Source organism: Blastococcus sp. SYSU DS0539 (genome assembly GCF_054050855.1).
The window spans coordinates 1-12,345 of sequence record NZ_JBJHAF010000010.1 but is presented as its reverse complement, the minus strand read 5'-3'; the positions used below and the strand labels follow the sequence as shown (position 1 = coordinate 12,345).

General features: G+C 75.6%; 12 protein-coding genes and 1 rRNA gene. 3 read left to right on the top strand and 10 right to left on the bottom strand.

Annotation, left to right across the window (positions count from 1 at the left end; all coding sequences use genetic code 11):
• Window positions 1-107: 107 nt before the first annotated feature.
• Window positions 108-1,109 (top strand): TetR/AcrR family transcriptional regulator, encoded by a 1,002-nt coding sequence (locus ACI790_RS13350; protein ID WP_456570257.1) that lies wholly within the window; start codon window positions 108-110, stop codon window positions 1,107-1,109.
• Between the two features lie 142 nt (window positions 1,110-1,251).
• Here the strand turns inward: ACI790_RS13350 and ACI790_RS13345 are convergent, their stop codons facing one another.
• The 5 genes from ACI790_RS13345 to ACI790_RS13325 form a co-directional block, all read right to left on the bottom strand.
• Window positions 1,252-1,968, bottom strand: a complete 717-nt coding sequence (locus ACI790_RS13345) for a methylase (RefSeq protein WP_456570256.1) — start codon at window positions 1,966-1,968, stop codon at window positions 1,252-1,254.
• A gap of 64 nt (window positions 1,969-2,032) precedes the next feature.
• Window positions 2,033-3,814, bottom strand: coding sequence for a DNA repair protein RecN (gene recN / locus ACI790_RS13340; protein WP_456570255.1), 1,782 nt, complete (start codon window positions 3,812-3,814; stop codon window positions 2,033-2,035).
• Window positions 3,789-4,838, bottom strand: coding sequence for an NAD kinase (locus tag ACI790_RS13335; protein ID WP_456570254.1), 1,050 nt, complete (start codon window positions 4,836-4,838; stop codon window positions 3,789-3,791). The genes recN and ACI790_RS13335 overlap by 26 nt, the downstream gene beginning before the upstream one ends.
• Window positions 4,835-5,632 carry a TlyA family RNA methyltransferase gene (locus ACI790_RS13330; RefSeq protein ID WP_456570253.1) on the bottom strand — a complete coding sequence of 266 codons (798 nt, stop codon included), beginning with the start codon at window positions 5,630-5,632 and terminating at the stop codon, window positions 4,835-4,837. The genes ACI790_RS13335 and ACI790_RS13330 overlap by 4 nt, the downstream gene beginning before the upstream one ends.
• A complete protein-coding gene (locus ACI790_RS13325) occupies window positions 5,632-5,937 on the bottom strand; it encodes a hypothetical protein (protein WP_456570252.1) in 306 nt (101 codons plus the stop codon). The genes ACI790_RS13330 and ACI790_RS13325 overlap by 1 nt, the downstream gene beginning before the upstream one ends.
• A 200-nt stretch (window positions 5,938-6,137) precedes the next feature.
• Here ACI790_RS13325 and ACI790_RS13320 point away from each other — a divergent pair, with 200 nt between their 5' ends.
• On the top strand, window positions 6,138-6,455 hold the full coding sequence (locus tag ACI790_RS13320) for an alkyl sulfatase C-terminal domain-containing protein (protein WP_456570251.1): 318 nt from the start codon (window positions 6,138-6,140) through the stop codon (window positions 6,453-6,455).
• A gap of 10 nt (window positions 6,456-6,465) precedes the next feature.
• Here ACI790_RS13320 and ACI790_RS13315 read toward each other — a convergent pair whose 3' ends face one another.
• A complete protein-coding gene (locus ACI790_RS13315; RefSeq protein ID WP_456570250.1) occupies window positions 6,466-7,581 on the bottom strand; it encodes an HAD-IIA family hydrolase in 1,116 nt (371 codons plus the stop codon).
• Window positions 7,578-8,003, bottom strand: coding sequence for a tetratricopeptide repeat protein (locus ACI790_RS13310; protein ID WP_456570249.1), 426 nt, complete (start codon window positions 8,001-8,003; stop codon window positions 7,578-7,580). Before ACI790_RS13310 ends, ACI790_RS13315 begins: the two co-directional genes overlap by 4 nt.
• Before the next feature lie 107 nt (window positions 8,004-8,110).
• Between ACI790_RS13310 and ACI790_RS13305 the strand changes: the two genes are divergently transcribed.
• On the top strand, window positions 8,111-9,421 hold the full coding sequence (locus ACI790_RS13305) for a DUF1015 domain-containing protein (protein WP_456570248.1): 1,311 nt from the start codon (window positions 8,111-8,113) through the stop codon (window positions 9,419-9,421).
• An 18-nt stretch (window positions 9,422-9,439) separates the two neighbouring features.
• Here ACI790_RS13305 and ACI790_RS13300 read toward each other — a convergent pair whose 3' ends face one another.
• From ACI790_RS13300 to rrf, 3 genes are all read right to left on the bottom strand, one after another.
• Window positions 9,440-9,799, bottom strand: a complete 360-nt coding sequence (locus tag ACI790_RS13300; RefSeq protein WP_456570247.1) for a single-stranded DNA-binding protein — start codon at window positions 9,797-9,799, stop codon at window positions 9,440-9,442.
• A 99-nt stretch (window positions 9,800-9,898) separates the two neighbouring features.
• Window positions 9,899-10,900, bottom strand: coding sequence for a tetratricopeptide repeat protein (locus ACI790_RS13295; protein WP_456570246.1), 1,002 nt, complete (start codon window positions 10,898-10,900; stop codon window positions 9,899-9,901).
• Between the two features lie 1,319 nt (window positions 10,901-12,219).
• A 5S ribosomal RNA gene (gene rrf, locus ACI790_RS13290) occupies window positions 12,220-12,336 on the bottom strand.
• Window positions 12,337-12,345: the final 9 nt, after the last annotated feature.

Sequence of the window (12,345 nt, the reverse complement as noted above, 5' to 3'; positions counted from 1 at the left end):
CTTCCGGTCACGCACCGTGCGCGACACCGGGTCCGGCCGACACGCCGGTCGCGTTCCTCGCGCGCGCCGCGCGGGACCGTTATCGAGTTGTGACTAGCGTGGCGCACGTGACTGGAGTGGCTGGAGCCCTGACGACCGCAGCGTCCCTTCCGCGGACCGACGAGGACGCTCCGGCGCCCCTCGGCGTCGCGGCGATCCGGGCGGTACCGGGAGCTGAGCTGGACGAACGGGCCGCGCAGCCGGAGCCGGGCCCCGCGGCGGAGGAGGCGGCCGCTGCCGCCCCGGCCGCAGCCGAGCGGGCGGGCACCGCGGCTGCTCCCGCGGGCACCGATCGGGACGGCGCCCCCAGCGGGGTGGCCGGCGACGTGCCGGCGGAGCTGATCCCCCGTGGGGCGGTGCCACCGCCGGTCGCCACCTCCCCGGCCGCGGTGACCGACGGTGACTCGACCGGGCCGCCGCGGGCGCGACGGGCCCTGCGCGGCAGCGGCATCCGCGAGCGCCGTCGCCAGCAGACCCGCAACCGGATCGTCGACGCCGCCACGGAGCTGTTCACCGAGCGCGGCTTCGACGCGGTCAGCGTCGTGGAGATCGCCCAGCGGGCCGGCGTCGTGGAGAAGACGGTCTTCAACCACTTCCCGGTCAAGGAGGGGCTGGTCTTCGACGCCGATCCGCCCATGCGCGCCGCCCTGCTGGACGCCGTGCGCCGCCGCCCCGCGGGCGAGTCGGTCGCCGCCGCCGCCGGGAGCTTCGTCGTCGCCGCGATCAGCCTGCTCGGCACGCCGGAGGCGGCCGACGGCGTGGCGCAGATGGCCCGGGTCATCCGCGGCAGCCGCACCCTGCAGATCCGCGAGCGCGAGATACTCGGCGAGCTCACCGGCTCGCTGGCCGACCTCATCGCCGAGGAGACCGCCGCGAAGCCCGGCCAGATCGAGCCGTGGCTGGCCGCGCACGCCGTCCTGGGCTTGTACGCGTCGCTGCTGGAGCTGGCCCGGGACCGGGTGCTCGACGGGGTCAGCGGGCCCGAGCTGTCGGCGGAGCTGCGCCGGCAGGGCCGCCGCGGCCTGGCGCTCCTGCAGTTCGGCCTGGCCGGCTACGCCAAGCGGCGCTGACCGACGAGGAGCCCGGAGGGTCCCCGAGGAGGTCACGGGCGCGCCCCGCGAGGCGGCCTGACGAGCGGGGCCCGGAGGGCTCTTCGAGGAGGGTCGGCAACGGCTCAGCGGACCAGGGGAACGGCACCTGGTCGCGGTCAGATCACGGAGTGATCTGCAATGAACCCAGCAGCTGGTCGGCGCGGTCGCCGGGGAGGTCCGGGTCCCGGGTGAGCAGGGCGACCGCGACCATGTAGCCGTCCTCCCCCGCCCAGCCGTGGCCGTCCGCGCAGAGCCGGCGGATGTGCTCGCGCACCTTCGGCTCTCTGCTGTAGGGCCCGAAGTCCAGCCCCATGGCGAGGAAGTTCACGACCCGGTAGCCGAGTTCCTGCGCGGTGCGCACGGTTCCCAGCGGATCGGAGTAGCTGGCCACGGCGGCGATGACGTTGGTGTACCCGGCCTTGAGCAGCTGGAGCACCAGGTCGTTGCCGCGGACCCCACCCCACAGCTCGGGCATCAGGATGTCGCGATCGGGCGCCGGGATGTAGGGCGGGTTGGAGATCACCGTGGACGCCTGCAGCCCGCCGGCCGAGTCGGCCTGGTCGAAGAAGTCGCCCAGCTCGACGGTGTAGCGGTCGGCCACCCCGCGCTCGGCGATGTTGACCCGCGCCTGCTCGACCGACGGGGCGCTGATGTCGTAGCTGCGCACCCGCAGGCCCGGAAGGGCCCGCACGACGTCGGCGATGGCGGTGGCGTCACCGGTGCCCAGCTCGTCGACGCCCTCCTCCGCCCAGTGCAACTGGTCGCGGTACTGGTCGAGCAGCATGCACACCGAGAAGCCGTAGTGCGCGGACTCATCGGTGGAGGAGAAGCAGGTCACCGGCGCTCCTTACCCAGGGGTACACCCCGGCACTCCCCGCGTCACCCGACCCGGCGAGGGCGGGTCAGCGGGCGGCGTCCACGGCGACGGCGAGCAGCTCCCGGGCGTGCGCCTGACCGGTGTCGCTGTCGGCCAGGCCGGAGAGCATCCGGGCCAGCTCGCGGACCCGGTCCTCGCCGTCGACCGAGCGGATGTCGGTGGCGGTGACCCCCGCGCCGGTGTCCGGTGACTTGTCCACCACGAGGTGGGTGTCGGCGAACGCCGCCACCTGCGCCAGGTGGGTGACGACGACGACCTGGTGGTCGCGGGCCAGCCGGGCCAGCCGCCGCCCGATCTCCCCGGCGGCCTGACCACCCACACCGGCGTCGACCTCGTCGAAGACCATCACGGGCACCGGGTCCGCACCTGCGAAGACGACCTCGATCGCCAGCATGACCCGGGACAGCTCACCACCGGAGGCGCCCTTGTGCACCGGCCGCGCCGGCGCGCCCGGATGGGCGGCGAGCAGCAGCGCCACCTCGTCGATGCCGTCGGCGCCGGGGTCGTCGGGATGGCTGTCGATGCTGAAGGAGACCCGGGCGCTCTTCATCGCCAGCCCGGCCAGCTCCGTCCCGACCTCCGCCGCGAAGCCCTCCGCGGCGGCCCGGCGGCCCGCCGAGATCTCCGCGCCGAGCCGGTCGACGTCGGCACGGGCGGCGTCGCGTTCGGCCGCCAGCGCCTCCAGCGCCTCGTCGGAGACGTCCAGCTCGGCGAGCCGGCGCTGCGCGTCCTCCGCCCACGCCAGCACTCCGGCCACGCCCGCTCCGGCGTCGGCGTACTTGCGGACCAGCGCGGTGATGACCGCCCGCCGGTCGAGCACCTCGGCCAGCCGGCCGGGGTCGGCGTCGAGGTCGGCCACGTACCCGGCGAGCTGGCCGGCGACGTCGGACACCACGGCCACGGCGTCGGCGAGGTCCTGGGCGAGCAGCACGAGGGTGGGGTCGTCGGAGGCGGCCAGCGCCCGCTCCGCGATGGCCAGCGCGGCGGTGGCGTCCTGGGGCAGCTCGCCCCCGCCCAGGTCGCCGGTCACGTCGCCGAGCAGCGCCATGCGCGCCTCGTCGGCGGCGGCCCGCAGCGCGTCCGCGTCGCTGAGCCGCTTGGCCTGCGTGTCGAGCGCCTCCTCCTCGCCCGGCTCGGGCGCCACCGCCTCGATCTCCTCCAGGCCGTGCCGCAGCACGTCGGCGGCCTGCGCGAGCTCCCGGGCCTGGCCGTGCCGGCGCTCCAGGTCGGCCGCGAGCGCGCGCCAGCGCTGGTAGGCCTCGCGGTAGCGCTCCAGCAGGGCCAGGTGGTCGGCGCCGGCGTACCGGTCCAGCGCCCGGCGCTGCTCGGCCGGCCGCGAGAGCCGGAGCTGGTCGGTCTGCCCGTGCACGGCCAGCAGGCTCTCCGCCAGCTCCGCCACCACCCCGACCGGGACGCTGCGCCCGCCGAGGTAGGCACGGGACCGGCCCTCGGCGCTGACCGTGCGGGCCAGGATGAGGCTGCCGTCGTCGTCGGGGTCGGCTCCGGCGTCAGTGGCGCGGGCCCAGGCCGACGAGTCCGGCGGGAGCTCCAGCCGCCCCTCCACACCGGCGCGCCCGTTCGCCCGGACCCGTCCGGGGTCGGCGCGCCCACCGAACAGCAGGGTCAGGCCGGTCACGACCATGGTCTTGCCGGCGCCGGTCTCCCCCGTCACGACCGTCAGGCCACGCCCGAGCTCGAGGGTGACGTCGTCGATGGCGCCGAGGCCCCGGATGCGCAGCTCCGTGAGCCGCCCGGTCGCGGTCGCCGCCGGGGCGGGCCGGTCAGGCGTCGTCGTGCGTGCCGCCACCGCTCACCTCCCGCGCCGCGGCGTCCGCGACGTCGTCGGCCGTGACGACGTCGCGGGCGAGGACGTTCCGGCTGGTGAAGAGCTCGTGGCCCGGTCCGGCGTGCCGGGCCTCCCGGAAGCCGCGCACCGGGAGGCCGAACTTCGCCACCAGCCGGTCGCCGAAGGTCGCCGCGTGCACCCGGGCGATCCGCACCGGCCGGTTGGCCCGGCGCACGTCGACCCGGCCGCCGTCGGGGACCTCGACCATGCGCCGTCCGTCGGCCGACACCCGCGCCCGGTTGCCGTCGGCCGGGATGGCGATCGTGAGCACCGAGTTCGGCGAGGTGACCAGGGGCCGGGCGAAGAGCGCGTGCGCGTTGGTGGGGACCAGGAGGAGCGCCTCGACGTCGGGCCAGACGACCGGGCCACCGGCGGAGAAGGCGTAGGCGGTGGAGCCGGTGGGCGTGGCGCAGAGCACGCCGTCGCAGCCGAAGCTGGTCAGCGGCCGGCCGTCGATCGCGATGACGACGTCGAGCACCCGGGAGCGCTCGGCCTTCTCCACCGACACCTCGTTGAGCGCCCACGTGCCGCCGACGACCGCGCCGTCGCAATCGAGGACGTCGACCCGGATGGCCAGCCGCTCCTCGACCGAGTACTCGCAGTCCTCGATGGCGGTGAGCGTCTCCTCCACCGCCTCGGGCTCGGTCTCGGCGAGGAACCCGACGCGGCCGAGGTTGACGCCCATCAACGCGGCGTCGGTGTACCGGGCCAGCTCGGCGGCGCGCAGGAAGGTGCCGTCGCCGCCGAAGACCATGACGATCTCGGCGTTCTGGGCGGCAGCCTCGTCGCAGGGCACCACCTCGGCGCCGGGGATGTCGAGCTCGGGCGCCTCGTCCTCGAGGATCTTCACCCCGATGCCGCCGCGGAGCAGCCGGGCCGCGGAGGTCTGGGCCAGCTCGACGATGTCCTGCCGCCCCGTGTGCACGGTGAGCAGGACCCGCCGGGCCCCCTGCCCGTCGGGTGATGCCGTGCTCGACTCGCTCACTGCGGTCCCTCCTGGACTGCTCGACGGACGGTGTCCTCCTCGATCGGCCCGGCGTCGGACCGGAGCCAGAGGAAGAACTCCACGTTGCCGGCGGGGCCCGGCAACGGGCTGGCCACCACGCCGGCGGTTCCCCAGCCGAGCGCTCCTGCTGCTCTGCCCACCTCGAGCACCGCCTGCACGCGGTGCTCGGGGTCGCGCACGACCCCGCCGGCGCCCAAGCGCTCCCGGCCGACCTCGAACTGGGGCTTGACCATGGGCAGCAGGTCGGCGCCGGAGCCGGCGCACGCGGTCAGCGCGGGCAGCACCAGGTGGAGCGAGATGAAGGACAGGTCGGCGACGACGAGGTCGACCGGCCCGCCGATCGCCTCCGGCGTGAGCGTGCGGACGTTGGTGCGCTCGTGCACCCGGACGCGGTCGTCGGTGCGCAACGACCACGCCAGCTCGCCGTACCCGACGTCGACGGCGACGACCTCCGCCGCACCCCCGCGCAGCAGCACCTCGGTGAACCCGCCGGTGGAGGCGCCGGCGTCCAGCGCGCGGCGCCCCTCGACGGGGACGGGGAACGCCTCGAGCGCGCCCAGCAGCTTGTGCGCGCCCCGGGAGACCCACGACGGCTGGTCGGGGTCGGTGCGCACCACGACGGGGGTGCCGGCCTCCACGCCGGTGGCCGGCTTGGTCGCGGCCTGACCGGCGACGGCGACCCGCCCCTCCGCGATGAGCGCGACGGCGTGCTCGCGGGACCGGGCCAGGCCGCGCCGGACCAGCTCGGCGTCCAGCCGGGTGCGACGGGCCATCAGCGGGGGTCGATCGTGCCGAGCTCGCGCTGCAGGCGCGCGTGCTCGGACTCGAAGACGGCGACGTGCTCGGCCACGGGCAGCTCACCGAGCCCGGTCAGCCCACCCCGGGCGTCGGCGCCCGACGCCGTCGGCCCGTCCGTAGCCCCGGCCCGGTCGGGCTCGGCGTCCGTGCGCGGGGCGTCGGCGTCGCCGCGGGCGGCTGCGGCCGGGGACGAAGCGGCTCCGGGACCGGCGACCGGCGCAGGCCGGGGCCCGGGCCGGTACGGCCCGGGTACCGGTCGCGGCACGGTCGGCTCGGTCATGGTGCGCCTCTCGGGTACGGGGTCGGGTGGCGGGCGGACGCGTCGGACCGGGGCGCCGCCCCCTGCGTGCGTCTCCTGCGGAGGTTACCGGCCGGCGACGACACGGACGGGCCGGACGGAGCAGCGCGATAGCGTCGGGGGGAGCGCACCCGCCGACGACTCCTGGGAGACCTGCCCGCGTGGCCACGATGGATCAGTGCATGACCGCCCTGACCGGGATCCTCGGCGATCTCGCCGCGAACCCGGCGGCCGAAGGGCTGGACCGCAGCCTCTCCTGCCGGCTCACCGACCTGGAGCAGGTGGTGCTCGGCCGGCTGAGCTCCGGCACGGTCAAGGATCTGCACGCGGTCCCCGACGGTCCAGCCGTCCCGAAGGCCGACATCCGGCTCACCATGACCAGCGACGACCTGGTGGCGCTCACCGAGAACCGCCTGTCGTTCGGCTCGGCATGGGCCAGCGGCAGGGTGAAGCTCGAGGCGGGCCTGCGGGATCTGCTGCGGCTGCGCAAGCTGCTCTGACAGCGGCAGCTCAGCCTTCCTCCGGCGACGCGAGCCCCCAGCTCGCCACGGCAGCGGTGGCCGCCGCGCCGGTGCCGATCACCCGCGCCGGCGTCCCCTCGTCGGGGTGCGCCGCCCAGTGGGCGACGCACAGCGCACGCAGGCCGTCGAGGCCGTCGGAGTCCCCGCCCCCTGCCGGCTCGTCGCCGTCCGGTCCGGCCAGCTCCAGTCCGGCTCCGCCCTCGACCGTCCGGACCGTCCAGCCACCGCACCGCCACGCCCGGCCCTCGCTGGTCACCGCGGGATGGGCGTGCAGCAGTCCGGAGGCGTCGGCGGCCAGCAGGTCCGGCCGGTGGGACGGCTCCGCGGCGAGCAACGTCGCCGGGTCGGTGACGCCCGTGAGGACGAGCAGGCTGGCCGCCCCGGCGCGGCGCGCTCCCTCGATGTCGGTGTCCAGCCGGTCGCCCACGACGAGGGGGCGCCGGGCACCCGTGCGCCGGACGCACTCGGCATGCATCGCCGGGTCCGGCTTTCCGGTGACCAGCGGCTCCCGCCCGGTGATCCCGCGGACCACCGCCACCATGGCGCCGTTCCCCGGGAGCGGACCGCGGGGCGAGGGGATGCTGGCGTCGGCGTTCGTGGCGACGTGCCGGGCCCCGTTCCGCACGGCGACCACCGCCTCGGCCAGCTGCGCCCAGCCGACCTCGCGGCCGTAGCCCTGGACCACCGCTTCCGGTCGGTCGTCGGCGCCGTCGACGACGGCGAGCCCGGCGGCCGTGAGCGCGGCCGCGACCCCCGGGCCACCGACCGGGAGGACGCGCGCTCCCTCGCCGAGCAGGCCGGCGACGACGGTCGCGGCCGCCTGGGAGCTGGTGATCACGTCCGCCGGCTCGGCCGCGACGTGCAGCTCAGTGAGGTGCGCGGCCACCTGCTCGGGGGTGCGGGCGGCGTTGTTCGTGACGAACCCCAGCCGCATGCCGGCGGCACGGGCGGCCGCCAGGGCCGCCGGCACTCCGGGAACGGCGTCGGGGCCGACGTAGACGACTCCGTCCAGGTCCAGCAGCGCGACGTCGTACCGCCGCACGGGCGGTTCGGCAGACCCGGCGGCCACGCCGGTCACGGACGGGGGAAGGGCTGGTCCGGTCACGCTGACTCCCGGGTCTGGCGGGCGCGGACCTCGCGCAGCGCCCGCGCGTAGTGGGCCGACTCCGGCCGCATGGCGACCGCGAGCGCCAGGTGCTCGGCGGCGACGGCGAGGTCGCCGGCCCGGCCGGCGGCCAGACCGAGACCGAACTGGGCGTAGTCGTCGGTGGGGTTGGCCGCGATGAGACTGGCGAAACTGGTCATCGCCTCGCGGTACCGTCGTGCGTCGTACTGGGCGCGTGCGAGGGCCTCCCGGATGCTGCGGGAGCCGGGTTCGGCCTCGGCGGCGCGCGCGAGGAGCGTGGCCGCAGCCTCCGGATGACGGTCCGCGAGCAGCTCCAGACCCCGGCGGTACCACTCGTAGACGCCGCCGCGGGGCGTCTCGCGGGCCTCGGGACGCTCCTCGGGCGGGCTGGCCTCCGGCAACGCTGCTCCTCTCCTGGACCGCTCCGGCGCCGGTCTCCCGCGCCGGCCCCCGGGCCGATCACGAGCGGCCGACCACGGCTCGCCGTGCCGCTCCTACGATTCTCGTCGTGCTCCCGTCGTCGCCAGGCCCCCGGACTCCTCGACCGGCCCCGGGGCTGGACGTCCGGCCGTTCCGGGCACTCACCTACCGGGAGCGCGATCCCGAGTACCTGGCCCGCGTCAGCTCGCCAGCCTACGACCTGGTCACCCCCGCCGGCCGGGATCGGCTGGCCGATGCCGACCCGCACAACGTCGTCCGGCTGATCCTGCCGCAGCCGGACACCGGCCTCGGGGAGCGCGACGGGTCCGCGGACCTGGCGGCGGCGACCCTGCGGGCGTGGGAGGCCGAGGGCGTGCTGGTGCGCGACGAGCTGCCGGCGCTGTGGCTGTACGAGCTGCGGCCGGCCGACGGCGGGGCGGCGACGCTGGGCTGGCTCGGTACGGTCACCCTGCCACCGGCGGACTCGACGGCCGTGCTCCCGCACGAGGACACCTATCCAGCGGCCGTCGAGGGCCGGCGCGCGCTGCTGGCCGCGACGCGGACGGACCTCGAGCCCATCGTGCTCGCGCACGATCCCGAGCCGGCGGTGGCCCAGGTGACGGAGGCGGTGCGCCGGACGCCGCGCACCCTCGAGCTGCGGGACGCCGACGGCGTCGCGCACCGGCTCTGGCGGGTGACCGACGACGCGACGGTCGACGCCGTCTCCTCGGCACTGCACCGGACGCGGGCTGTCATCGCCGACGGCCACCACCGGTTCGCTGCGGCGCGCGCGAATGCCCGCGCCCAGCGGTGCGCGTCCGGGACCGACGCCGTCCTGGCTCTCGTCACGCCCATGGGCCCGGGCGGACTCCGGGTGGACCCGATCCACCGCGTGGTTCCCGCGCTGCCCTTCAGCGCTGCCGTCACGGCTGCCGGGCGGGGTTTCGTCACAGCTGAGCTGACGGTCGACGGATCGGGACCGGATGCCGTCGTCGCGGCGGCGCGCGCCTGGCTCGGGGATCCCGCCGAGCGAGGCCTGCTGCTCAGCGACGGCGTCCGCCTGGTGCGGCTGACCGCCGCCACACCGGAGGTCCGTGCCGCGGTGCCGGCGGAGGCCCCGCCGGCCTGGCGCGACCTCGACGTGGTGCTGGCTCACCACGGGCTGATGGGGCGGCTGTGGGATCGCCCCGACACGGTGGACTCGGTGCTCATCGCGCACAGCCTCGAGGAAGCGGTGCGGACGGCGCTCGACCGGTCCGGCGTGGCGCTGCTGCTGCGGGCCCCCTCCCCCACGGACGTCGCCGCCGTCGCACGCGCCGGAGCCCGGATGCCCAGGAAGTCGACCCTGTTCGTACCGAAGCCCCGAACCGGTCTGGTGCTGCGCCCGCTGCCGGACTGATCGGGACGCCGGCGGAGTTCACGCGGTCTCCTCGGCTGTCCGCGCGGCGGACCGGGGGATCTTGCGTCCCCGCCGGCAGTTCACCTCGCACACCGAGGCCGTGCCCGATCCCGTGCGCCAGAACCGCCGCTGCAGCGCACCCTCGACCTCGACCACGTCGCCGGGCTGCCAGACGGCGATGCGCCGTTGCAGGCCCCGGTCGTAGGTGATGCAGGTGAGCACGTCCACCGACTGGCCCCGCACCCTCGGTGCCGGTCTCCGGACCACCAGCCGGAAGGTCAGCAGCGTGTCACCGCTGGGGAGGGTCCGCAGTTCTGCGGGGGCGGACACCCGCCCCCGCAGAACCACGTCGTTGCGATCGATCACAGCCACGGTCATGACCGAAGCCTGGCCGCCGGCGGTGCTGCTGCGGGCGCACCGGAGCGATCTGTGGACGCGACACCGGCATGTGGACGACCGGAGCCGTCCCGTCGGGGATCAGTGCTCGGGGGTCTCCTCGGACGAAGCGTCCGTGGCCACATCCGGTTCGGCGTCGCCGGTCTCACCGAGCAGCTCGGCGACCTCCGCCTCGACCTCCTCGTCGAAGCTCAGCCGGCGCTGCCCCGCACCCTCGGCGTCGGCGGCGAACGCGTCCGAAGCGTGGACCTCGACATCGCCGAGCTCTGCAGCCTCGCCCTCGGGATCCTCGTCAGGCTCGTCGTCCTCCTGGAGCTGGACCGCGCTCGCGAGTTCGTCGTCGCCCCCGGACTCCTCGTCTCCGAGCTCGTCGTCGAGTTCTTCGTCGAGTTCTTCGTCGTCGAGCTCGGAGAACTCCACGCCGAGATCCGCACCGGCCAGCTCGGGGTCGATCTCCGCGACAGCACCGAGCCATTCCTCGGCCCGAGCCGTCTCTCCCTGGGCGTCGAGGAGGTCGGCGTAGGCGGCCGCGAGCCGCAGCCGGCCCTCGTCCCCGACGCGGAGGTCCGTCGGATCCGGGCGGCCACCCAGTGCCGCCTCGAGCACCAGTCGCGCCGCCGCCTCCTCGCCGAGATCGCGGCGCGCGCCGGCCTCGACCAGCCGCAGTTCGACCGTCTCCGCCGAGTCGACGTCCTCGGTCAGCGCCTCGTTGACGAGGCGGATCGCGACCTCGGGGCGGCCGAGCGCGCGCTCGCAGTCGGCGAGGACCGCGCGGTACCCCTGGTCCCCGCTCATCCGGCGATAGGCCCGGATCTCCCGCGCGGCCTCGGCGAAGTCACCGGCGTGGTAGGCCGCGACCCCCACCGCCTCCCGGACGACGGCCAGGCGCGAAGCCCGGTCGCGTGCGGCCCGAGCGTGTGCGAGTGCGGTCTGCGGGTCCTCGTCGACGAGCGTCCCGGCCACCACGAGGTGTCCGGCGACCACGGCAGAGTTGCGCGGGTCCAACCCGCGGAGGGCGGCGCGGATCGCAGGATCCAGCTCCCGCGGGTCGGCCCACTCGGGGATCTCCGGGCCGGCCGGCACGGGCGGACGACGGTCGGCCACGTCCCTGGAGGGCCGTCGGTCCTGCCAGCTCCCCTGGGGACGGTCCGAGCGCTGCGGACGATCACCCTGCGGGCGCCGGTCCTGCCAGTCACCACGAGGGCGGTCGCCCTGCGGCCGGCGATCCTGCCAAGTGCCCTGCGGGCGATCCGAGCGCTGCGGACGATCACCCTGGGGTCGATCCGAGCGCTGCGGACGGTCACCACCCTGGGGACGCCGGTCCTGCCAAGTGCCCTGCGGGCGATCCGAGCGCTGCGGACGGTCACCACCCTGGGGACGCCGGTCCTGCCAACTGCCCTGCGGGCGATCCGAGCGCTGCGGACGATCACCCTGCGGGCGGCGATCCTGCCAGTCCGCACGAGGACGGTCACCCTGCGGACGATCCGACCGCTGCGGACGATCACCCTGCGGCCGACGGTCCTGCCAACTGCCCTGCGGACGGTCCGACCGCTGCGGACGATCACCCTGCGGGCGGCGGTCCTGCCAGCTGCCCTGCGGCCGGTCCGATCGCTGCGGGCGGTCACCCTGCGACCGACGGTCCTGCCAGTCACCACGAGGATGGTCACCCTGCGGACGATCCGACCGCTGCGAACGATCACCTTGGGGGCGACGGTCCTGCCAGCTGCCCTGCGGCCGGTCCGATCGCTGCGGGCGGTCACCCTGCGACCGACGGTCCTGCCAGTCACCGCGGGGGCGGTCATTCTGGGGGCGACGGTCCTGCCAGTCACCACGGGGACGGTCACCCTGTGGACGATCCGACCGCTGCGGCCGGTCCCCCTGGGGGCGACGGTCCTGCCAGTCGCCACGGGGACGGTCACCCTGCGGACGATCCGACCGCTGCGGGCGGTCCCCCTGGGGGCGACGGTCCTGCCATCTGCCCTGCGGACGGTCCGACCGCTGCGGACGATCACCCTGCGGGCGGCGATCCTGCCAGTCCGCACGAGGACGGTCACCCTGCGGACGATCCGAGCGCTGCGGACGATCACCCTGGGGGCGACGATCCTGCCAACTGCTCTGGGAACGAGCACCCTGCGGACGGTCTGCACGCTGGGGACGGTCGCCCTGGGAGCTCCCGCGGTGGCCGGCGGCCGCGCCGGATCCGCGGTTGCCCTGAGGGCGTGAGCCGCGGGATGCCGGTCGTCCGTCGCCGGAGCCGGCGCCGCCGGAACCGCGTCGCGGAGCAGTCATTGTTCTGGGTACCTCTTCGCTCGACGCCGCACACGACCGGAACGGCCGGCGGCGGAATGGAAAAAACGAACGGGGGTCAGAGCGCTCGCTCTGACCCCCGTTCGGTGAAGTATGTCCGGCGGCGTCCTACTCTCCCACCCCGTCTCCAGGGCAGTACCATCGGCGCTGAAAGGCTTAGCTTCCGGGTTCGGAATGTGACCGGGCGTTTCCCTCTCGCCATGGCCGCCGTAACTCTGTGA

Coding starts and splice junctions, on each gene's coding strand:
- ACI790_RS13330 (WP_456570253.1), bottom strand. CDS start 5,632: ATGGCCCGTCGCACCCGGCTGGACGCCGAGCTGGTCCGGCGCGGCCTG.
- ACI790_RS13325 (WP_456570252.1), bottom strand. CDS start 5,937: ATGACCGAGCCGACCGTGCCGCGACCGGTACCCGGGCCGTACCGGCCC.
- ACI790_RS13320 (WP_456570251.1), top strand. CDS start 6,138: ATGACCGCCCTGACCGGGATCCTCGGCGATCTCGCCGCGAACCCGGCG.
- ACI790_RS13300 (WP_456570247.1), bottom strand. CDS start 9,799: ATGACCGTGGCTGTGATCGATCGCAACGACGTGGTTCTGCGGGGGCGG.